Source organism: Leisingera sp. ABM4_101, from assembly GCF_056158725.1.
Genome location: NZ_JBSWTV010000002.1, coordinates 3,661,333 through 3,679,886 on the forward strand (window position 1 = coordinate 3,661,333; position 18,554 = coordinate 3,679,886).

Annotated in this window: 19 protein-coding genes; 5 read left to right on the forward strand and 14 right to left on the reverse strand. The window is 62.8% G+C overall.

Annotation, left to right across the window (positions count from 1 at the left end):
* Positions 1–7: 7 nt before the first annotated feature.
* From ACXAEK_RS19065 to ACXAEK_RS19100, 8 genes are all read right to left on the reverse strand, one after another.
* On the reverse strand, positions 8–709 hold the full coding sequence (locus ACXAEK_RS19065; protein WP_475044313.1) for a GntR family transcriptional regulator: 702 nt from the start codon (positions 707–709) through the stop codon (positions 8–10).
* A 118-nt stretch (positions 710–827) separates the two neighbouring features.
* Positions 828–1,604 (reverse strand): ectoine/hydroxyectoine ABC transporter ATP-binding protein EhuA, encoded by a 777-nt coding sequence (gene ehuA / locus ACXAEK_RS19070; RefSeq protein WP_475044315.1) that lies wholly within the window; start codon positions 1,602–1,604, stop codon positions 828–830.
* Entirely contained in the window at positions 1,601–2,266 is a 666-nt protein-coding gene (ehuD, locus tag ACXAEK_RS19075; RefSeq protein ID WP_039127002.1) for an ectoine/hydroxyectoine ABC transporter permease subunit EhuD, read from the reverse strand. The genes ehuA and ehuD overlap by 4 nt, the downstream gene beginning before the upstream one ends.
* 3 nt (positions 2,267–2,269) lie before the next feature.
* On the reverse strand, positions 2,270–2,992 hold the full coding sequence (ehuC, locus tag ACXAEK_RS19080) for an ectoine/hydroxyectoine ABC transporter permease subunit EhuC (protein WP_475044317.1): 723 nt from the start codon (positions 2,990–2,992) through the stop codon (positions 2,270–2,272).
* A gap of 59 nt (positions 2,993–3,051) precedes the next feature.
* Entirely contained in the window at positions 3,052–3,909 is an 858-nt protein-coding gene (gene ehuB, locus ACXAEK_RS19085) for an ectoine/hydroxyectoine ABC transporter substrate-binding protein EhuB (protein WP_475044319.1), read from the reverse strand.
* A 27-nt stretch (positions 3,910–3,936) separates the two neighbouring features.
* Complete coding sequence (locus ACXAEK_RS19090; RefSeq protein ID WP_475044321.1) at positions 3,937–4,695, reverse strand: maleate cis-trans isomerase family protein; 759 nt, start codon at positions 4,693–4,695, stop codon at positions 3,937–3,939.
* A gap of 55 nt (positions 4,696–4,750) precedes the next feature.
* Positions 4,751–5,605 carry an ectoine/hydroxyectoine ABC transporter substrate-binding protein EhuB gene (ehuB, locus tag ACXAEK_RS19095; protein ID WP_475044323.1) on the reverse strand — a complete coding sequence of 285 codons (855 nt, stop codon included), beginning with the start codon at positions 5,603–5,605 and terminating at the stop codon, positions 4,751–4,753.
* A 61-nt stretch (positions 5,606–5,666) separates the two neighbouring features.
* On the reverse strand, positions 5,667–6,830 hold the full coding sequence (locus tag ACXAEK_RS19100; protein WP_475044324.1) for a M24 family metallopeptidase: 1,164 nt from the start codon (positions 6,828–6,830) through the stop codon (positions 5,667–5,669).
* A 382-nt stretch (positions 6,831–7,212) separates the two neighbouring features.
* Between ACXAEK_RS19100 and lhpI the strand changes: the two genes are divergently transcribed.
* The 5 genes from lhpI (at position 7,213) to ACXAEK_RS19125 (ending at position 11,974) form a co-directional block, all read left to right on the forward strand.
* Positions 7,213–8,142: a bifunctional Delta(1)-pyrroline-2-carboxylate/Delta(1)-piperideine-2-carboxylate reductase gene (gene lhpI, locus ACXAEK_RS19105; protein WP_475044326.1), complete on the forward strand. Its 930-nt coding sequence runs from the start codon at positions 7,213–7,215 to the stop codon at positions 8,140–8,142.
* 17 nt (positions 8,143–8,159) lie between these two features.
* Complete coding sequence (locus tag ACXAEK_RS19110; protein ID WP_475044327.1) at positions 8,160–9,344, forward strand: aminotransferase-like domain-containing protein; 1,185 nt, start codon at positions 8,160–8,162, stop codon at positions 9,342–9,344.
* 18 nt (positions 9,345–9,362) lie between these two features.
* Positions 9,363–10,388 carry a succinylglutamate desuccinylase/aspartoacylase family protein gene (locus ACXAEK_RS19115; RefSeq protein WP_475044328.1) on the forward strand — a complete coding sequence of 342 codons (1,026 nt, stop codon included), beginning with the start codon at positions 9,363–9,365 and terminating at the stop codon, positions 10,386–10,388.
* A 154-nt stretch (positions 10,389–10,542) separates the two neighbouring features.
* Entirely contained in the window at positions 10,543–11,463 is a 921-nt protein-coding gene (locus ACXAEK_RS19120; protein WP_475044330.1) for a GlxA family transcriptional regulator, read from the forward strand.
* Positions 11,411–11,974, forward strand: coding sequence for a GNAT family N-acetyltransferase (locus tag ACXAEK_RS19125; protein ID WP_475044332.1), 564 nt, complete (start codon positions 11,411–11,413; stop codon positions 11,972–11,974). The genes ACXAEK_RS19120 and ACXAEK_RS19125 overlap by 53 nt, the downstream gene beginning before the upstream one ends.
* Positions 11,975–12,073: 99 nt before the next feature.
* On the opposite strand, the gene ACXAEK_RS19130 is transcribed toward ACXAEK_RS19125, so the two are convergent.
* From ACXAEK_RS19130 to ACXAEK_RS19155, 6 genes are all read right to left on the reverse strand, one after another.
* Positions 12,074–13,468 carry an FAD-binding oxidoreductase gene (locus ACXAEK_RS19130; protein ID WP_475044334.1) on the reverse strand — a complete coding sequence of 465 codons (1,395 nt, stop codon included), beginning with the start codon at positions 13,466–13,468 and terminating at the stop codon, positions 12,074–12,076.
* A gap of 26 nt (positions 13,469–13,494) precedes the next feature.
* On the reverse strand, positions 13,495–14,298 hold the full coding sequence (locus ACXAEK_RS19135) for an ABC transporter permease (protein ID WP_475044336.1): 804 nt from the start codon (positions 14,296–14,298) through the stop codon (positions 13,495–13,497).
* Positions 14,295–15,122, reverse strand: a complete 828-nt coding sequence (locus tag ACXAEK_RS19140; protein ID WP_475044337.1) for an ABC transporter permease — start codon at positions 15,120–15,122, stop codon at positions 14,295–14,297. The genes ACXAEK_RS19135 and ACXAEK_RS19140 overlap by 4 nt, the downstream gene beginning before the upstream one ends.
* A gap of 23 nt (positions 15,123–15,145) precedes the next feature.
* On the reverse strand, positions 15,146–16,249 hold the full coding sequence (locus ACXAEK_RS19145) for an ABC transporter substrate-binding protein (protein ID WP_475044339.1): 1,104 nt from the start codon (positions 16,247–16,249) through the stop codon (positions 15,146–15,148).
* A gap of 66 nt (positions 16,250–16,315) precedes the next feature.
* Complete coding sequence (locus tag ACXAEK_RS19150; protein ID WP_475044341.1) at positions 16,316–17,383, reverse strand: ABC transporter ATP-binding protein; 1,068 nt, start codon at positions 17,381–17,383, stop codon at positions 16,316–16,318.
* Between the two features lie 133 nt (positions 17,384–17,516).
* Positions 17,517–18,446 (reverse strand): LysR substrate-binding domain-containing protein, encoded by a 930-nt coding sequence (locus ACXAEK_RS19155; protein WP_475044342.1) that lies wholly within the window; start codon positions 18,444–18,446, stop codon positions 17,517–17,519.
* Between the last annotated feature and the right edge of the window lie 108 nt (positions 18,447–18,554).

An 18,554-nucleotide genomic window follows, 5' to 3' on the forward strand; every position in this document is an offset into this window, starting at 1 on the left:
GGCTTTGTCAGCCCTTGGTCGCTTTCGCGGCGGCGCTGCCCGCAGCCGGGCCCGCCTCCACCGCTTGGCTCAGCTCATGCTTGGCACGCACCGTGGCGTGATCGATATGGCGGGTCATCAGCACCACCGCCTTTTCCACATTGGCCACCCGGACCGCATCCAGGATCGCCTCATGCTCGAAGTTATGCTTGCCGACCATGCCGCCGTGATCGACCACCCGGAACTGGGTGATGCGGGCGATGCCGTCATACTGGTCGCCGATAATCGCCAGCGAACGCTTCATGATCGAGGGTTCCAGCAGCGCCAGATGGAACTGGCGGTTCAGTTCCACCTTTTCCCAAAGGTCGGTGGAGCGCTCGTCCTCTTCGATCAGCGCCTGGCAGGCGGCGATGGTTTCATCGGTATGGCGCGGCACCGCGTCGGCCAGCACAATGGGTTCCAGCGCGCCGCGGATCTGGTTCATCTCGATCAGCTCGCGCTCATTCATCTTGGCGATGATCGGGCTGCGGCGGGGGCGCAGCTCCACCAGGCTTTCCGCCGCCAGCATCCGGATCGCTTCGCGCAGCGGCACGATGGAGATGTCCATCTCCTTGGCCAGCGGCATGATCTTCAGCTCTTCGCCGGCTTTCAGCTCACCCGCGATGATCTGCTGTTTCAGAACCTCATAGATCGCCTTGGGGCCATCACCGTAGTTGAGGATGTTCTTCATTCTGAAACCTCCCAAAGCCCGGATCCGGGCAGGTCTGCTGCACGGGCGGCGGCAGAAACAGCATGCTCTGCCCCCTTATGCCCGTAGGACATCGAAAAGCCTGGTGCAAGACGCTCGCTCATCCGGCCTCCAGCACTTTGGACAGGAACTGCTGCAGCCGCGCGTTCTGCGGGTTGTCGAACAGCTGCCCCGGCGCGCCCTGCTCGACCATGCGGCCGCCGTCAAAGAAGCAAACCCGGTCAGACACTTCCTTGGCAAATCCCATCTGATGGGTGACCAGCAGGATGGTATAACGCCCCGATTTGGCCAGATCGCGGATCACTTCCAGCACCTCGCCGACCATTTCCGGGTCCAGCGCCGAGGTCGGCTCGTCGAACAGCAGCACCTCGGGGTGCATTGCCAGGGTGCGGGCTATTGCCACCCGCTGCTGCTGGCCGCCCGACAGCTGGCTGGGATAGTGGCCCGCCTTGTCGGCCAGCCCGACCATGGTCAAAAGGCGCATCGCCTCCTCAGTGGCCTCGGCCTTTGATTGGCCCAGCGTATGCACCGGCGCCTCGATGCAGTTTTCCAGCGCCGTCATATGCGGGAACAGGTTGAAGTTCTGGAACACCATGCCGATTTTCGAGCGGATCCGGCGCACATGCGCGGTGCTGGCATCGACCAGCGTGCCGTTCTTCTGCATCCGGTTCAGCGGCTCGCCGTCGACATACATGGTGCCGCCCTGGATGCCCTCCAGCGTCATCAGAACCCGCAGCACCGTGGTCTTGCCCGAGCCGGAGGGCCCGATGATCGAGACCACCTCGCCCTTGCCGACGCTGAAATCGAGATCTTTCAGAACCTGCAGCGCGCCATAGGCTTTCAGCACCTTGTCGAATTGGATCATGGGATGGGTCAATGCAGGATGCTCCTCTTGACGTAATTCTCAACCAGGCGGATCAGGAAGGCGGCGATCAGGCTCATCACCAGGAAGAAGATCCCGGCAATGGTGACGGCCTCGGTAAAGCGGTAGTATTCCGCGCCGATCAGCTTGGAGATTTGCATGATTTCCGCAACCGCCACGAAGGACAACAGCGGCGTTTCCTTGAAGATCGCCACCAGGTAGTTGCCCAGCGCCGGCACAATGGGGGGCAGCGATTGCGGGATGATCACATCCCGGAAGGTTCGGTAGGTGGAGAGATTCAGCGCAATGCAGGCCTCCCACTGGCCCTTGGGCACTGCCTGGAAACCGGCCCGGTAGACCTCAGCACACAGGGCAGAATTGTAGATGCCGATGGCCAGAATGCCTGTGGTCAGCGGCGGCAGGGTGATGCCGAAATCGGGCAGCAGGAAGAACAGAAAGAAGATCTGCACCAACAGGGGTGTTGCCCGGATGAATTCAATGAACTCAGTGGCCGGCCTGCTGATCCAGGGCGAGCGGTGCGTTTTCAAGAGCATCAGGATGAGGCCGCCAATCAGCGCCAGAACAAAGCTTGCGACTGTGGCCCAGACGGTGACGCCTGCGGCTTCCCACATCTTGGGCAGCACCACGTCGAATGTGAAATCCCATCTCCAGTCCATGGCTCAGACCCTCTTGCTCAGGTGGCGGGAGAAGCGCTCTTCCAAGGCGTCGCCGCCAAAGCGCACGAACTGGGCAAAGCAGTAATACAGCATCAGCGTGATCGCGAAGATCTCCACGGTGCGGAAATGCAGCTGGTTCTGCTGCACGCTGGCATAGGTGATGTCGACCAATGTGACAGCCGAGACCAGCGCGGTGGCCTTGATCAGCTCGATGGTGAGGTTGACCATGCCCGGGATCATGATGGCGATGGCCTGCGGCAGGATGATCCGCACCATCCGGTTCCAGGATGAGATATTGAGGGCAATCGTCGCCTCGGTCTGACCCTTTGGCACTGCACCGATGGCACCGCGGGCGATCTCCGCGCCATAGGCGCCGAAGTTCAGCCCGATGCCCAACACACCCGCCAGCACCGGCGACATGGTAAGGCCGAATTCAGGCATCACGAAGAACAGCCAGAACAGGATCACCAAAAGCGAAGTGCCGCGGAAGATCTCGATATAGCCAACCGCCAGCCACAGCACCGCACCCGAAGCCTTGGCCCGGGCAACACCGGCAATCAGCGACATTGCCATGAAGACAAGCCAGGACAGCACCGAGATCTGAACCGTCACCACCGCGCCTTTCAGGATCGCGGGCAGAAACATCTTCAGCTCGGCAAAGGTCGCCACCGACAGGCCCGCCAAAAAGGCAGCCAAGCCAATGACAATGGCAATTCTTGGTACCATCCGGCCCTCCCCATCCGTCATGCCTCCCCCGGGTCCGGAGCCGGAGGAGACTGTTGGTTTCAGCTGCCGCAGAGTTCGGCAGTGGCGCTGATCGGCAGTTCGTCGGCAGTCATGCCGTGTTCCTGCAAGAGCGCGATATGCGCGTCGGAGCCGATGAACTTGGTCAGCTCGGCATTGAAGGCTGCGACGAAGTCAGCATCCGCCGGGCGGAAGGCAAAGGCGCCGTGCGAAACCGCTGCCTGGCCTGCCACCTCGGCAAAGGGCGCGGTGGATTCGATCGGCGCATCCGGCAGGCTTTCGATGATCTGACGCACGCCGGGGGCCGAGACCGCCCAGGCATCAATGCGGCCCGCACGCAGGGCAGCCACCCCGGTCGGGTTGTCGGGCAGCTGCGAGATGCTGGCGTCGGTCAAACCGACGGCCTCGGCATAGCCTTTCTGGGCAGAGCCCGATACCACGCCGATCTTCAGCCCCTGTTCGGCCACGGATTCATAGTTGGTGACGCCCTTTGGGTTGCCCTTGGCCACCACCATCGCCTGCTGGATGCCGAATGTCGGCTCAGAGAATTGCACCTCTGCGCAGCGCTTGGGGGTGACGAACATGCCGGCAGCCACGACGTCGAAACGGTCGGCCTTGACGCCGGGGATCAATGCGCCCCAGTCGGTGGACTTGGCCTCGGCGATCTTGCCGCCCATTGCGTCCAGAACCGCGCGCAGGGTTTCGACGTCAGTGCCGGTAAGATTGCCGCTGTCGTCCTGGTAAGCATAGGGTTTGAAGTTGTAGAAGGCGACGCGCAGCCCCTCGCCCTTGGCGCGGTCCATCAGGCTGCCGGCTTGGGCCGCCATCGCGGGCAGCATTGCCACGCTTGCCGCCAGGGCGCCTTTCAGCACAGTTCTGCGGATCTTGTTGAATGTCATGAGTTTTCTCCCTGTTTTATTGTGTTGTCAGTCCGGTATTCCGCGGAGCAGCCGACCATAGCCCGGCACTCCGCCCGGCACCCCCAGCGAGGCCAGGACATCCCAGGCCATTGCCTGGTTGCTGGACACCGCGGGAATGCCGGTCTTTGTCTCGATCCGCTCCAATACCCCCAGCGACTGGAAATCCGTGCAGGAGACAAAAGTAGCCTCTGCCCCATCGCCGCCCAGCCGGGCGGCAGCTTCGAGGATGGCTTCAGGCCGGACCCGGCTGATGTCCGCGGAGGCAGTGATGCCGAAGTCGAACCTGCGGTTGATGGCAAAGCCCGCTGCCTCGAATTGCGCCGCCATGCGGTCGGCGATTTCGGGTTCGTACGGCGTCACCAGATTGATGCGGCGGGCGCCCAGGTGGCGCAGCGCGCCTGAGGCGGCCTCCACCGGGTTCACCGCCAAGGCGCCGGGACGCACGGATTGGATAGCATCGCGGATTGTCTCCGGTCCGATTGCAATCGTGCCCGAAGTGCAGCCGAAAATGACCGCATCCAGGGCCACTTCCGGATTCAGCAATTGTGCAGCCTCTGCCAGCTGCGGCGCCATCTTCGCCAGCTGCTCCATGGTGCAATCGCCGCCAAAGGCGATCCGGGTGGTAAAGGTGAGCACCTCGGGCGGCAGCAACCGCGCCAGGTCGCGCTCAATCACCTGATCATTGGCCAGCGCCAGCACGCCCACGCGGAACGGGCCGGGGCTGTCGCCCAGCACGGTCTCAGTCAGCGGGATCTGGTCTTGCATCGTCATCTTCCGGCCTTGAACAGTCAGCGGACGGGGCCCGCAGGCCCCACCCGGGTTAGCCTTTGCAAAGATCGGCAGTGCTGCGCGACGGCAGCTCGCTGGGCTGCAGCCCATGCGCCTCCATGATCTTCAGATGCTCCGGCGTGCCAATGAATTCGGCCAGCTTGGCGTTGAACGCCGCGACAAAGGCCGCCTCATCCGGGCGCACCGCATAGGCACCATGCGGGCTGGCGGGTTTGCCATCGACCTCGGCAAAAGGCTGCAACATTTCAAATTCGCCGCCGTCGTTGCCGGCCACCGCCAGACGTGCGCCAGGCGCATCAATGGCAAAGGCATCGGCCCGGCCCGCGCGCACAGCCGCCAGCCCGGTCGGCGTATCCGGCACCTGCATGATGCTGGCTTCCTCCACGCCGACGCTCTTGGCCCAATCGACCTGAGCAGTGCCGGAGATCGCCGCCATGGTCACGCCCGCCTCGCGCACGCTTTCATATTCCGACAGGCCCGCGGGGTTGCCGCTTTTCACCACCAGCGCCTGCTGAATGCCGAAGGTAGGTTCGGAAAAGGCGACCTCATTGCAGCGCTTGGGCGTCACGAACATCGCTGCCGCCACGATATCAAACCGGCCGGCCTTCAGCCCCGGGATCAGGTTGCCCCATTCAGTCGAGGTTTCCGAGGCAATGCTCAGACCCATTTCGCCCAGAATATGGCGCAGGATTTCCACCTGCTCGCCGATCACCTTGCCGTCGCCATCGACATAGGCAAAGGGGGCAAAGTTGTAATAGGCGACCCGCAGGCCATCCGCCTTGCCGCGCTCTTCCAGCGTTTCGGCCATGCCCAGCGCGGGCACCCCGGCCAATGCAGCTGCCGCCACTGTCTTGAGCAATGTCCGGCGCAATCTGTTGAGTTTCATGTTGTCCTCCCTTGGTGCGGCACCGCGGATTTCCCCGCGGCGCCCATGGTTCACTTCCTCATCAGGCTTCGATGACCGGGATCTCCCATTCGGCAACCGGTGCCGACAGCAGGTCCGGCTCGCCTTCCGTCACCGCCCAGTTGTCCTCAGCGTTGATGAAGCCCAGCTCATTCGAGAAGTTGGGGTTGCAGGCAAAGACATTGCCAACCTCGAACTGGATGTCCTCAAACGCTGCCAGCGACGGGTATTCGGTGGTCTCGATGCCGACACCGTGGCCGACCCGGCCCACGCCCATGGTCTTGAGGCCCCGTTCAGCCAGGTATTTGTCGACCACCTCGATCACATGTGCAGGGGTATTGCCCGCGGTCAGCTGCATGTTGCAGTCATGGCGCAGCTGCATGGCCCAGGTGTAAAACTCGCTCAGCGCATCCGAGGGTTTGCCGATGGAGGCGGTCCGGGCCAGGTCGGACCAATAGCCCTTGTAGCTGACACCGACGTCAAACCCGAGGGTCTCGCCCTTCTGGATCACCCGGTCGGTCGGCAGCAGCACGATGCCCTTTTCATTGGCCCCCGACAGCACGCACAGAAGCGAGATCTTCTCGGCACCGTTGGCTATCAGGTTCTGGCGCAGGATCTGGGCAACCTCGTTTTCGGTCATGCCCGCGCGCACCTCCTGGAAGGTCTTCTTCTGCGCTTCGGCGGAGATGATCGAGGCGCGGCGCAGGTATTCGATTTCCTGCGGCGACTTCACGTTGCGCACCTTCAGGATAATGTCGGCGGCGTCGATGAAATCCGCCTCTGGCAGGCCTTTCATCACTTCCTGCAGGCCCAGGTAGGAAATGCCCAGATACTGTTCGCGCCCCAGTTCGGCGCCGATGCGGGCCTTGGAAAGGCCCAGATCTTTCAGCACACCGATGATGAACTCCGGGTGGCCCATCAGCCCGCCGGTGGTGCGGATGTCGGTGATGAAGGAGGTCTGCTCCACCTGCGCCACCTCAAACGGCATGGTGATCAGGGTCGGGTCGCCATCCTTGGGCAGGATGAACATGTAGGAGCGGATCTTGTCCACGGCGCACTGCTCAGAGCGGTGGCCAGTGTAATACTGATAGTTCAGACGTTCGGTGATCAGCATGGCGTCGAGGTTCTTCTCGGCCATCAGCGCACGGGTTTTGGCGTAGCGCGCTTCGAACTCTTCTTTGGTGAAATCTGCGTATGGGGCTGTCATGTCGTACCTTACACGAGCTGTGTTTGCGTGCCATCATACTAGATAATATATTATTTAGGGCAAGAATTTTCTGCGAATTAGACAGACGCAGTATCCGCACGGGGTCAATCTCCCAAGAAAACAGGGGTTCTCAGCGCCCCACAGTCCCAGCCCTGCCATCGGTTGAAACACATCCCGCCCAAGGGAATCACAATATTGAATCCCCGATCCGGCAAGGCTGATTCTCAAAACGGCATCCCGGCCGGAACGGCAGGCGAACCGCCCGGCAGCCTTGCTGCAAAGGGCCAAGGCGGCGCTTCCACGCGAGCTGTCACAACGCTTGACGTCGCTAGATACTAGATAATATATTATCCAGCAAAACCGGCAGCGGGAGGACAGCCAGTTGAAATTCTTCACCGACAGCGACATGCAGGCCGCCCTGCCCTGGGAGGCGCTGATTTCCGAACTGAAAGGGGCATTTGCCAAAGGCGTCTCGCAGCCCCTGCGCACCGCGCATTCCGTGCCGGTGCCGGGCGAGCCGGACGCCGCTTTCCTGGCGATGCCCGCCTGGGAGGAAGGCGGCAAGCTGGCAGTGAAGATCCTGTTCATCGCCCCCGGAAACTCGGCCCGCAACCTGCCCGCGGTGAACGCCAGCGTGATGGTGTTCGACGCGGTGACCGGCCAGGCGGAGGCGGTGATGGAAGGCGGCGAGCTGACCGCGCGCCGTACTGCCGCCACCTCTGCCCTCGCGGCCGACCAAATGGCGCGCAAGGATGCCAAATCGCTGCTGATCGTCGGCGCCGGCACCATCGCTGCCAACCTGATCCCGGCCCACCGCGCCGTGCGCAGCTACGAGACGGTCAGGATCTGGGCCCGCCGCCCCGAACAGGCCCAGGCGCTGGCCAATCAGTTCGACGAGGCCGTCACCGTGGCCACCGATCTGGACGCAGCCGTCGCAGAGGCAGATGTGATTGCCGCCGCCACCATCACCAACGATCCGCTGATCAAGGGCGCGCTGTTGAAAGAGGGCGCGCATCTGGATCTGGTTGGCGGCTTTACAACTGAGATGCGCGAGACCGACAGCGAGGCGCTGAAGCGCGCCGCCGGCGGCATCATCGTCGACACATACGATGGCGCCATGGCCGAGGCCGGCGACATCACCCAGCCGCTGGCTGACGGCACCATCACCCGCGCCGACATCGCGGGCGACATGGCCGAACTGTGCCGCGGCGAAGCGCAGCCCCGCACCTCGGACAGCCAAATCACTGTTTTCAAATCCGTGGGGGCCGCGATTGAGGACTTCGTCGCCGCCCGCATGGCCGCCGCATCCTGAACCTGACTGGAAAGACAATGACTGATTTCAGATTCGCCCGCCGCTCTGCCATTCTTGGCAAATCGGTGTTTGACCACGCGCCGGGCACCATCGCCCTGAACTCCGGCGCCGCCTACCCGCCCTGCCTGCCCGACGTGGTGCGCGAAGCGACCGAGGCCGTGGGCCCCCTGCGCGAAGAAGCCATGCAGTATGCGCCGCTGATGGGCCTGGATGACCTGCGCGACGAGATCTGCAACTTCGTCGCCGAGGACGGCATCAAGGCCAGCCGCGAGAATGTGCTGGTCACCTACGGCTCCAAAAGCGCCTTTGACCTGGCGCTGCGAACCTTCTGCGAGGCCGGCGACACCGTGATCGTCACCCGCCCGACCTATATGACTGCTGTCCACATCATGCGCACCCACAACGTGCGTTTCCTGGACATCGGCCAGGACGGCGAGGGCTTCTGCGCCGATGAACTGGAAGAAAAGCTGCAGCGGATGGAAAACAACGCCGAGCAGATGCCCAAGCTGCTGTTCGACGTGCCGGACTTCCACAACCCGACCGGCGTCACCACCTCGCTGGCACGGCGCAAGAAGATGCTGGCGCTGGCGCAGCGCTATAACTTCGTGATCTGCGAGGACGACCCTTACCGCCGTATCCGGTTCGAGGGCGAAGTTATCCCGTCGATCAAATCCATGGACACCACCGGCCATGTGATCAGCCTCGGCACCGTGTCCAAGATCCTCGCCCCCGGCCTGCGTGTCGGCTGGGCGATCGGTGATGCCGGCGTGATCCGCCGCATGGCGATGCAGAAGGCCGATGGCGGCTCCAACGCCTTTGCCCAGCGCATCGTGGTGCAGCTGATGCAGTCCAACAAGATGGCGCATCACATCGACGAGATGATCCACCAGATGCGCATCCACCGCGACGCGATGATCGAAGCCTTTGCCGAGCACATCCCCGAAGCCAAGATCCGCGCGCCCCATGGCGGCTATTTCCTGTGGGCGACCCTTCCCGAAGGCACCGATGCAGAGCGGCTGGTTGAACTGGGTATCGAAGAAGGTGTCGAGGTCTCCTCCGGCCGGCTCAGCTTCCCCAATGACGATCCCGGCAACTGCATCCGCATGGCCTACAGCTTCATCACGGTGGACGAAATCAAGGACGGCATCGCCAAGCTCGGCGCGGCCTGGCGCAAACTCCAATCCACAGCACAAGCGGCATAAAACAGAAGGAATTAACCCATGCCCTGCCCCAAAGTCTCCCTCGCCCCCAGCTGCGAGATCGATCTGGACGCCGAAGGCAAACAGCACGGCTACGTGCGTATCCAGTTCTCCTCGGACCGCTCTGCCTATGGCTGGCTGCCGATGCCGATCATGTCGATCAAGAACGGCGACGGCCCCGTTGCGGTGGTGATCGGCGCCAACCATGGCGACGAATACGAAGGTGTCTCGATCTGCAACGGCCTGTACCAGGAGCTGGAGCCCGAAGACATCAAAGGCCAGATCATCTTCCTGCCCGCGGCCAACGCCCCGGCCTTCTATGCCGGGCGCCGCACCTCGCCGCTGGACTGGACCGGCGAAGCCAACCTGAACCGGATGTTCCCGGGCAACCAGTACGGCTCCCCGACCGAGATGATCGCCTGGTACATCACCAACCACATCGTGCCGCGCGGCGATGCGTTCTTTGACCTGCACTCGGCCGGCAAATCCATCGATCACCATCCCTCGGTGAAAATCCGTCTGATGGGCGACGCCCAGAAAGACGCGATGCAGATGAAGTTCCTGGAGCTGTTCGGCGCGCCGCTGGGCATCGTCGGCGACCGGGTGCATGAAACCACCCTGTCGGGCGAGATCCTGCCGCAGGACAAGATCTACCTGTCCACTGAACTGGGCGGCGCCGGCAAGATCCGCCCCTGGATCCGCGACTTCGGCTTTAACGGCATGAAGCGCTGCCTGCGCGAGCTGGGTGTCTTCACCAAAGACGAACACCTGCCCGACCCCGAGCACAAGGTCTCGCTCAAGGCGATGCAGACCGGTGACCATTACATCTTTGCAGGCAAGGACGGCATGTTCGAACCGGTTGTGAACTTGGGCGACGTGGTCGAGGACGGCCAGCTGGCCGGCTACATCTGGAACCTGAAAGAGCCCTGGGAAAAACCGGAAGAGCTGCGCTTCAACAAGGGCGGCGTGGTGTTCTGCAAACGCACCCCTGCTTTGTGCGAAATCGGCGATACGCTGTTCTTCACCCTCAGCGATTATGAAGGCTGACCGGCCCCTCTCTGCACGGCCCCCTGGCTCCATAGGGCCGTGCTCAGCTGGAAGCGCCGGACCTGGCAAAGCCCATGCGCAGGCGCCCACCCTCTCTCTCCCCCGGGACCTGCCGCAAAAGTCCTTTGCGTTCTTCCTTCTGCCCGGCGCTTCCATGCTCAGTTTCAGCTCGGCGATCGAACCCCTTCGGATCGCCAATCAGCTGGCAGCACAGCCGCTTTACACCTGGCACACCCTGTCCGAAGACGGCGGCGGCGTGACCTGCTCCAACGGAACTGAACTGGCCGTTGACGGACCGCTCTCGAATGCGCCGCGGGCCGACTATTCGCTTATCGTTGCCGGCCCGGCCGTACAGCATTTGCGGCAAACTCCGGTCGTCAGCTGGCTGCGGCGCAGGGCGCGGTTTGGCGGCACGGTCGGCGCCGTCTCTGGCGGGACCGGGCTGCTGGCTGAAGCCGGGCTTCTGAAATCCGGCGGTTTCACCCTGCACTGGGAGGACCGGCTGGGGTTTTGCGAACGCTTTCCGGAACTGGCGCCGCTGGACCAGCTGTTCTGCGCGGATGGCCAGGTCCTGACCTGCAGCGGCGGCACTGCGGCGCTGGACCTGTCGCTGCATCTGATCGCCAGCCATCACGGCCAGCGCTTTGCCCGCACCGTGTCGGACATGTGCGTCCACACCGGCCTGCGCAGCAGCCAAGACCGGCCGCAAAGCTCGCTCTCTTACGTGCTGGGCAGCCGCAGCCCGCATTTGGTCAAGGCAGCCGGCATCATGGCTGAAAACCTGGAAGACCCCCTGCCCCTGCAGGAAGTCGCCCGGCGCGCGGCCATTTCACGCCGCCATATGGAGCGGCTTTTCAGCTCCTATACCGGGCGCACGCCCGCGCAATACTACCGCGACCTGCGGCTGGAGCGCGGCCGCAAGCTCTTGAGCGAAACCGACTACCGGCTGCCGGCGATCTCCGCCGCCTGCGGATTCTCCAGCACCACCACCTTTGTGCGCAGCTTCAAAAGGAAATTTGGCATTGCTCCAGTCGAATACCAGTCCCGCAGGCAGCCCGGCAGCCGCCACGCCTGATGTCCCGTCAGTTTACGCCCTGCCGGAGATCGCGCTCAATCCCGATGGGTTCGGTGATTGGACCGGTCTGCTGGGGCTGTTGCGCCATGCCTTTGCCCATACCGTCGGCAAGGTCGATCCACCCAGCACGGTCTATAGCTGCACCGCGGCCGATCTGGCCCGACGGGCTGAGTTCGAACATCTTATGATCGCAAGAGATCGTGCCCGCCTTGCCGGATGCCTGTTCCTGAAAGAGGCGAAGGACGCGTTGTTTCTGGGCCGGTTTGCCATCCGCGCCGAACACAAGGGCAGCGGCTTGGCCCGCGGTATGATTGAACAGGCCAGCGCTTTGGCCCGCCAGCGCGGCAAGTCCTGCCTCGTGCTGGAGACCAGAACAGCATTGAAAGAGAACCAGGCCAAGTTCCGTGCCATGGGATTTGAGATCACCGGCGGCCGCGCACATGCGGGCTATCGCGGGATCACAACCTACCGGATGGCGCACCGGCTGCGCTCTGCCGCAATCCTTGCGTGAATGCTGATGGGCATTATCGCTTTACCTGCGTATCCTGACCCCAGCATTCAATACCCGTCTTCAAGCGAGTTGCTAAGGGGGCTGCACGCACTCAGAACATTACTGGTCTGGTGCCTCTGTAAGTATCTTCGCCGGATTAAGCATAGATTGGGAATCAAAGGCTGCTTTCAGTTGCCGCATCGCTGCGAGAGCAGCTCCGGGCCGGCTGAGCGGCAAATGTGCGCGTTTCTCCAGCCCGATACCGTGTTCCGCTGAAACCGTTGTGCCGGGAAAGTTCTGCAGCGTGCCATAGACCGCGCCGTCGATTGCGGCGTGGCCGGCGGGATCGGGGGCTGGCCCTGCCATGATGTGCAGGTTGCCGTCGCCCATGTGGCCGAAGACATAGCAGCTGACGCTGGGGCAGTCCGCGGCGATCCGCTCCTGCAGCTGATTGACGTAGCCCGGGATATCGCTGAGGCGCAGGCCGACGTCGTAGGACAGGCAGGGGCCGTTCAGGCTTTCGATCACATCCGCGTCCTCGCGCAGCTGCCAGATGGTGCGGCGCTGGCTTTCGGATTGGGCGGCGACGCCGTCCAGCAGGAGGCCGTCTTCGAAACATTGGGCGAGGAAGGCTGTCAGGGCCTCTTCCTGTTCCGAGCCGCCCCATTGGCCGGTTTCGATCACCCCGTAGATGCCGCATTCGGATGATACCAGGCTGCTGCCGAGATGCGCGGCAATTTGGCTGAAGAACTCCGGCCACATGGCCTCAAACGACAACAGGCTGCCGCCAAAGGTTTTGCGGGCCTGAGCGAGCACCTCGAACAGATCTGCGGGTCCGGCGCAGCCGATCAGCGCGGTTTGCACCGAGGACGGGCGGCTGTGCAGGCGCAGGGTGAGTTTGGTGATGATGCCCAGCGTGCCTTCCGAGCCAATGAACAGCTGTTTCAGGTCATAACCAGCGTTATTCTTGAGCAGCGTGTTGTTGAGGTCCAGGAGAGTGCCGTCGGCCAGCACCGCCTCCAGCCCCAGGATATTGTCCCGCGCCATGCCATAACGGATCGCCTGGATGCCGCCGGCATTGGTCGAGGCGATGCCGCCCAGGGTGCAGCTGCCGCGCGACGGCAGGTCGACACCGGGGGCGAGGCCGAGGGGTTCGGCGGCGTCGATTACCTGCTGCAGGGTGGCGCCGGCCTCGGCGGTGACGACGCCCTGCACCGGATCGAGGTCCAGAATGCGGTTCATCTTTTCCAGCGACAGAGCCACCTGTCCGGATGCGGTAGCGGTGCCCTGCACCAGGCCGGTGAGACCGCCCTGCGGCACGATTGCCAGGCAGTGTGCAGCGGCCAGGCGGCAGATCTCGCTGACCTGCTGCGCCGTCTCCGGCGTCAGCAGCACGCCGCCGTCATAGCTCGCGGCGCAATAGCCGGTGTTTCGCAGGGCGAGCCGCTCTCCGGTGATCACGTTCTGGGCGCCGGTCACCGGGGTGAACAGAGCGGAAATCTGGTTGATGTCCATTAGGGGTGCTTTCGTTTCGCCCGGTCTTAGCTGCCGGACTTGCCTTTGCGGTGCTCGTGCAGGGTCTTGGCGACGATGGCGATGGTGGTCAGCACCATCAGGATCACCGAGACTGCGGCAATGATCGGGTCGACGTTCAGCCGCAGCCCGTCCCAGATCCGTTTCGGCAGGGTGATCACGTCGATACCGCTGACAAACAGGGTGACGGCGATTTCCTCCCAGGACAGCACCAGGCTGAGAAACCAGGCCGAGAACAGCCCGAATTTGAGGTTCGGCAACACCACCCAGAAGGTGGTCTGCATCCGCGACGCACCTAGGTTGCGGGAGGCGAGTTCGAGCGATTTATCCAGCCGCGAGGTGGCGGTCAGCATCACGATGACCGCAAAGGGCGTCACCATAATCACATGGGTCAGGATCAGCCCCGGGTAGGTGTCGATCAGGCCGATGCGGGCCTGCAGGAAATAGATGATCACCGCCGAGACCACCGGCGGCACCGCCATTGGCAGCAGCGCCAGTCCGACCAGCGCGCCGCCATAGCGGGGCTGGCGGAACCACAGGCCAAGCGCAAAGGCGGCGGCTAAGACGGTGGCAATCACGCTGCTGGCCAGTGCGACAAGGATGCTGTCGGAGATGCTGGCAAGCCAGGCCTCATCCGTCAGCAGCGCCTGGTAGTGGCGCAGGGACCAGTCGCCCTTGGGCAGCGACAGGAAGCGCTTGGGGGTGAAGGAGACCGGGATCACCGCCACCAGCGGCATCAGCATGAAAAGGCCGGTGAGCACGGCAGCAAGTTTCAGCAGCCAGCCTTGCAGGTTCAGGGGCTTGCGCATCATTTGACCAGCCTTTCCGGGCGGATGACTTTGAACAACAGGCCCGCCATGGCAGCGACCACCGCCAGCACCCCGATGCTGAGCGCGGCGCCAAATCCCCAGTTTGAGGTCTGGAACATCTGAATATAGATGTATTCGGCAATCATCACGATCTTGCCGCCGCCCAGGATCGCCGGCGTGATGAAGAAGCCGAGCGCAAAGACAAAGACGATTATCACCGAAGCCAGGATGCCAGGCACGGTGAGCGGCAGGAACACGTTCCAGAAGGTGAAGGCGAGGCTGGCGCCCATGCCGCGTGAGGCCAGGAGCACCCGGCTGTCGATCTGGCGCATCACCGAGGCGATTGGAAAAACCGCAAAGGGCACCAGGAAATGCACCATGCCCAGGATCACCGAAAACTCGGTGCGCACCAAGGTTAGCGGCTCTGCTATGGCGCCGATGGATAGCAGGCTCTCGTTCAGAATGCCCTTGTTGCGCAGGATCACCACCCAGCCGAAGGCGCGGATCAGAACCGAGATCCAGAAGGGGATGAAAATGCACAGCTCCATGAACAGCTTGCGCGCCGGAGATCCGAAGACCCAATGATAGGCCAGCAGATAGGCCAACAGCACGGAAATGCCGGTGACTAGGATGCAGACCCGTGCGGTGCGCAGCATGATGTTGAGTGCATCGGCATCCGTCAGCATCCGCACATAGTTCTCGGCGCCCGGCTCCGGCCGGGAGACGGACCAGCCGAAGACGCCCAGAAGCGGTGCCAGATAGACCGCCAGGAACAGGGCGGGCAGCAGCCACATGGCTACGGTGTGTATATTGAGCCGTGCGGCCATCCTGCTGCTCCTCCCCAAGTGGTTTAGCTGCTGACCAGGGCCAGATATTTATCCAGCGCGGTGCCGTAGTGGTCGGCGTACCATTCCGCCTGCAGCACGATCTGGCGCTCCAGGTTTTCCTTGGAGCTTGCATCCACCGGTTTCATCTCTTCCGAGACCAGCGCGTGGGCGGCAGGGTTGGCCGGGCCGTTGCCCAGCTCGTTCAGCAGCGTCACCTGATTGTCGGGGTTCTGGGCCAGGGCGATGAACTCCATGGCGGATTTGACGCCGGCCGGGTTGCCCTTGATCACAGTCCAGCCTGAGGGCGACACCAGCCCCTGGTCAAAGGTCCAGTCGACCTCGCCTTCGGTGTCCTGCTTGGTCAGGTTGGCGCGGGTGTGCCACAAGAGACCCATCGAGGCTTCGCCATCGCGCAGCAGCTGCTGGCTTTCGGCGCCGGAGGACCAGAAGCTGACGATATGCGGCTTCAGTGTCTCGATCTTGGCCAGGGCGCGGTCCACGTCCAGCGGATACAGCGCGGCAGGGGCGACGCCATCGGCCAGAAGTGCGGCCTCCAGCACGCCGGTCATCCATTTGTAAAGGGTACGCTTGCCCGGGTATTTTTCCAGGTTCCAGAAATCGGCCCAGGTGCTGGGCGCGTCACTGCCAAAGCGGGTGGCGTCATAGGCGATGACGTTGCTGTAGAAATAGGAGGGAACGTAAAATTCGCCGTCAAAGCCCGGCTCGATCTTGCTGCGGTCGACGATGGAATAGTCGATCTTCTCCATCATGCCTTCGCGGCCCAGGCGGATCGCGGAATAGGGTTCTGCGTCGCAGACGTCCCAGCGGACCGAGTTGCTTTCGAACTGGGTTTTCATTGAGCCTTCAAGCGGGCCGGAGCCGTCGATTTTCAGCGTGTTGCCGGTGGCGGCCTCATAGGCTTCGGCAAAGGCAGCGGAGTAGGCGTCGATCGCATCGCCGCCCCAGTTGACCACCACCAGTTCTTGGCCCGCGGCGCGGGCGCCAGGTGCTGCCACGGTGGCGGCACCCAGTGCCACCAGCCCGGTCAGAAAGCCGCGGCGGTCCAGCTTGCCGGAGCGGAAGCGTTCGGCCAATAGCTCGCAGCAGTCTCGTTGAAAGTTGTTCATGATCTTCTCCCTGGTCAGTCGTCGCCGGGTCCGAAGGCCGCCTTGCGCGGTCCGGCCCGGGTCTTGTTAATCGGCAATCACGATGCTGTTTTCGGGCGACCAGCCGACCCACAGGTCGCTGCCAACCGATGGCAGCGCGCCATTGGCGCTGTGGGTCGAGGCGCTGATGCTGTGGCCTTGCGGCGTCTGCAGCACCAGGTCGCTGTGGGAGCCCTGATAGGTGGTCTGGATCACCCGGGCGGGCAGCACATTGGCCTGATCCGCGGGGCGCTCGGCGCTGAGGGTCATATGCTCGGGGCGCACCGCGATGCTGGCGGTGCCGTTCACAGGGTTTCCAGGGTTGGCGGCCGACAGGGTGGTGCCGTCCAGATTGCCGCGCAGGAGCCCGCCGTCCATGCCGGGGCTGGCCACCGGGAAGATGTTGATCTGGCCCAGGAATTCCGCAACGAATCGTGAGTCTGGCGCGTTGTAGATCCGATCAGGCGTCGCCAGCTGCATCAGCCGGCCCTTATTGAAAATGGCGATCTTGTCGGACATCGCCAGCGCCTCGCCCTGGTCATGGGTGACAAAGACAAAGGTGGTGCCGGTTTCCTCATGCACCCGCTTCAGCTCGCTCTGCATCTGTTCGCGCAGGTTGCGGTCGAGCGCCGAGAGCGGCTCATCCAGCAAGAGCACATCCGGCTGGAACACCAGCGAACGGGCCAGCGCCACCCGCTGCTGCTGACCGCCAGACAGTTGCGAGGGTTTCTTGTGCGCATGTTCGGCAAGGCCGACGGTTTCGATGATCCGCCCCACCTTCTGTTTGCGCTCGGCGCTGCCCATCTTGCGCACCCGCAGCGGGTAGTCGACGTTCTGCCAGACGGTCATATGCGGAAACAGCGCGTAGCCCTGGAACACCATGCCGAAATTGCGCTCTTCCGCGGCCATCCGGCTGATGTCCTGGCCATCCTTCATCAATGTGCCGGAGGACTGTTCGGTAAAGCCTGCAAGGATCATCAGGAAGGTGGTCTTGCCGGAGCCGGAGGGGCCCAGAAAGGTCAGGAACTCGCCCTTGCTGATCTCCATGCTGACGTCGTGCAGCGCCTTGAAGTCGCCATAGGACTTGCAGATGCTGCTGGCCGCGATTTGTGACACTGGCTGGCTCCCCGTCGTTCCTGGCCCGGGCAAGGCCCTAGGCATTGGCGGGAGGATTGCAGTCAGTTTTTTTCACGTCAAATGAAAGTAATTGCCGTGTTATGGTGAAAATTTCTCACGATTTTGCGGCAGTCTAACCCTGTGTTTGCAGCGTGTATTCCTGGAACCAGCGCGACAGCCAGTCGATCGCCAGCTGGCAGACCCGGCGCTGCATCCGCTCTTTCTGGGCAACGATGTAATAGGCGTGGGGGCCGCGGATTTCGGTGTCGAACAGCCTCACCAGCTTGCCCTCGCTCAGCGCGTGGCGGCCCAGGATGTCGTCGCCGATGGCAATGCCGGCGCCGGCAATGGCTGCGTTCATGTTGTGGGTCACATCCGAGAACACGATGCCCTTGCTCAGCTCAAAGCTTTTCTTGCTGGCGGCGGACAGCCAAACCACCCAGTCGCTTTGATTGCGGTGGTGCAGCAAGGGCAGCTTCACCAGGTCCTCGGGTGTGCGGATGCGGCCGTGGCGCTCCAGAAAGGCAGGCGAGCAGACCGGGAAGGCGCGCGGTGTGAACAGGTGCTGAACGTGTTTACCGGGCCAGGCGCCGTCGCCGTAGATGATCGAGAAATCGGTTTGATCGTTCAGGATATCGTTGCGGTCGGTCTCGTTGGTGATTTCCAGATCGATGTTGGGAAACAGATCCAGGAACTCGGTGATGTGGTAAGCCAGCCAATAGCTGCCCAGGCCGGACGCGCAGTTGATGCGCAAGGGGCCAAAGGGTTCACTGTCGCCCAGCGGCGCATTGGCACGTTCGACGATTTCCAGCGCCTTTCGGATGTCCAGCACATAGCGGTTGCCGGCTGAGGTCAGTTCGACCTTGCGGCCCGCCCGGCTGATCAGCTTGACCCCCAGCATTTGCTCCAGGTTGCGCAGCTGGTGCGAGACCGCGCTGGGGGTCACGAACATCGCCTCCGATGCCTTGTGCAGGCTGCCCAGCCGCGACACCGCCTCCAGCATCCTCAGCGCCGTCATCGATGGGTAGACACGGCGGGCGTCGCTTGCGTCTCTTTCGGCCATGCTGCCCATGTTCGGACCTCTCTGTGCGGGTTTGCCGGCAGACTACATGAGAAAAATTGGGAAATGCATCCGAATTTCTTTCATTTGACGTGAGAAATTCTGCGTTCT

Coding starts and splice junctions, on each gene's coding strand:
- ACXAEK_RS19110 (WP_475044327.1), top strand. CDS start 8,160: ATGACTGATTTCAGATTCGCCCGCCGCTCTGCCATTCTTGGCAAATCG.
- ACXAEK_RS19135 (WP_475044336.1), bottom strand. CDS start 14,298: ATGATGCGCAAGCCCCTGAACCTGCAAGGCTGGCTGCTGAAACTTGCT.
- ACXAEK_RS19100 (WP_475044324.1), bottom strand. CDS start 6,830: ATGACAGCCCCATACGCAGATTTCACCAAAGAAGAGTTCGAAGCGCGC.
- ACXAEK_RS19145 (WP_475044339.1), bottom strand. CDS start 16,249: ATGAACAACTTTCAACGAGACTGCTGCGAGCTATTGGCCGAACGCTTC.
- ACXAEK_RS19155 (WP_475044342.1), bottom strand. CDS start 18,446: ATGGCCGAAAGAGACGCAAGCGACGCCCGCCGTGTCTACCCATCGATG.
- ACXAEK_RS19065 (WP_475044313.1), bottom strand. CDS start 709: ATGAAGAACATCCTCAACTACGGTGATGGCCCCAAGGCGATCTATGAG.
- ACXAEK_RS19090 (WP_475044321.1), bottom strand. CDS start 4,695: ATGCAAGACCAGATCCCGCTGACTGAGACCGTGCTGGGCGACAGCCCC.
- ehuB (WP_475044319.1), bottom strand. CDS start 3,909: ATGACATTCAACAAGATCCGCAGAACTGTGCTGAAAGGCGCCCTGGCG.
- ehuC (WP_475044317.1), bottom strand. CDS start 2,992: ATGGTACCAAGAATTGCCATTGTCATTGGCTTGGCTGCCTTTTTGGCG.
- ehuB (WP_475044323.1), bottom strand. CDS start 5,605: ATGAAACTCAACAGATTGCGCCGGACATTGCTCAAGACAGTGGCGGCA.
- ACXAEK_RS19115 (WP_475044328.1), top strand. CDS start 9,363: ATGCCCTGCCCCAAAGTCTCCCTCGCCCCCAGCTGCGAGATCGATCTG.
- ACXAEK_RS19140 (WP_475044337.1), bottom strand. CDS start 15,122: ATGGCCGCACGGCTCAATATACACACCGTAGCCATGTGGCTGCTGCCC.
- ehuD (WP_039127002.1), bottom strand. CDS start 2,266: ATGGACTGGAGATGGGATTTCACATTCGACGTGGTGCTGCCCAAGATG.
- ACXAEK_RS19120 (WP_475044330.1), top strand. CDS start 10,543: ATGCTCAGTTTCAGCTCGGCGATCGAACCCCTTCGGATCGCCAATCAG.
- ACXAEK_RS19130 (WP_475044334.1), bottom strand. CDS start 13,468: ATGGACATCAACCAGATTTCCGCTCTGTTCACCCCGGTGACCGGCGCC.